The organism is Cobetia sp. BMC6 (assembly GCF_029991385.1).
In the GTDB taxonomy this organism is placed as follows: domain Bacteria; phylum Pseudomonadota; class Gammaproteobacteria; order Pseudomonadales; family Halomonadaceae; genus Cobetia.
This window is the reverse complement of record NZ_JAKUMF010000021.1, coordinates 1-1,523: the sequence shown is the minus strand read 5'-3', so window position 1 is coordinate 1,523 and position 1,523 is coordinate 1. Positions and strand designations below refer to the sequence as shown.

The 1,523-nt window shown below is 58.6% G+C and carries 1 protein-coding gene and 1 pseudogene; one reads left to right on the top strand and one right to left on the bottom strand.

Annotated features, from left to right (window positions below; all coding sequences use genetic code 11):
* Positions 1 to 194: 194 nt before the first annotated feature.
* Positions 195 to 1,330, bottom strand: a protein-coding gene (locus MKZ40_RS16760) for an IS3 family transposase (protein WP_175090796.1) whose coding sequence is annotated in 2 segments (ribosomal slippage) — positions 195 to 1,057 and positions 1,057 to 1,330 — 1,137 coding nt in all. Because the reading frame shifts where the segments join, the coding sequence is not laid out codon by codon here.
* Positions 1,331 to 1,396: 66 nt separating this feature from the next.
* On the opposite strand from MKZ40_RS16760, the pseudogene MKZ40_RS16755 reads away from it, so the two are divergent.
* Positions 1,397 to 1,523: pseudogene (locus MKZ40_RS16755) on the top strand (IS3 family transposase); the annotation flags it as partial.

Sequence of the window (1,523 nt, the reverse complement as noted above, 5' to 3'; positions counted from 1 at the left end):
CTACGCGGTGCAGCACTTGTGTCAGGTGTTTGGGGTGCATCGCAGTAGCTACCGGGCTTGGCGTAGTCGGGATAGAAGACCTTGTGAGACTGAGCAGAAGCTGCTGGATCAGGTTGTCGAGGCGCATTGAAGTGGACTCCATCCTTTGGACCACCTGACGGGTCGTCTAAGCTCGGATCAGGTCATCATCGGCGTCAGGCCGCCTGGGTCAGTGGTTGAGAGAAGTACACTTCATCAGGTGTAGCATCGTCCAGCCCTTGGTGGGGCCGCTCCGTGTTGTACCAAGCGAAGTAACACTTCAGATCCCTTCGCAAGTGGGCGCCACTCTCGAAAGCCTTCAGGTAAACGCACTCGTACTTCACGCTGCGCCAGAGTCGTTCCACGAAAATGTTGTCCTGATAGCATCCCTTGCCATCCATGCTTATCCGGACATCATGGGCTTCCAGCACTTCGGTGAACGCCTGGCTGGTAAACTGACAGCCTTGATCTGTATTGAATATCTCGGGCTTTCCATAGCGCGCCAAGGCTTCCTCCAAAGCATCGATACAGAAGTCCGTATCCAGGGTGTTGGAGACCCGCCAGGCCAGCACGCGACGGCTGTGCCAGTCCATGATGGCCACCAGGTACATGAACCCGCGCGCCAAGGGAATGTATGTGATATCGGTCGCCCACACTTGATTGGGGCGGTCGATGACCCGCCCCCGCAGCAAGTAAGGATAGATCCGATGCCCCACGCCCGGCCGGCTGGTGCATGGCTTTGGATAAATAGCCTGTAGGCCCATCTCGCGCATCAATCGCTGAACGCGCTTGCGGTTCACCGCGTATCCCTGGCGATTGAGATGGGCTGACATCCGTCGTGAGCCATAGACCGGTGTGCGCAGATGCTCCGCGTCGATCAGACGCATTAACTCCAGGTCATAGGCCCCTAGCGCCTTGCGCTGATAGTACATTGAGGAGCGACTGATACCGAGTAGCTGGCACTGACGCCGGAGGCTGATGTCGGGCGCCTGCGGCTCGACCAGTGCCACGCGCTGGGCCCGGCTCAACGACCGAGCCCGCGTGACAAAAAATCCCGTTCCACCGTCAGCTTGCCGATCTCGCGGTAGAGCGTATCGATCTCCTCCTGGGTCTTCTGAGCGGTTTTACCGGAACTCTTGCTCTCGAAGACGCCGGTGGCATTGTCCAGCAGTTCCCGTTTCCACTGACTCACCATGGTGGGGTGGATCTCGAAGCGGGCCGCGATCTCCGACGTGGTCTGCTCTCCCTTGAGGGCGGCGAGGGCTACCTTGGCTTTGAACTCACTGCTGTACTGTCGACGTTTCCTGCTCATGATCAAGCTCTCCTGGTCGGTCTGATCAGAGCTTAGCGCCTGGTCCGAATTCCGGGGACCACTTCACATACCGTCAGTAACGGCTCTGCCGGCGCTCGCAGCATCGCAAAAATGGTCACGCAGGCAGGAATACAGTTGAGTCGTTATCGGGCCAGCAGGCGGATGAAGCAGCTGGGGCTGATGAGTTCGCAGC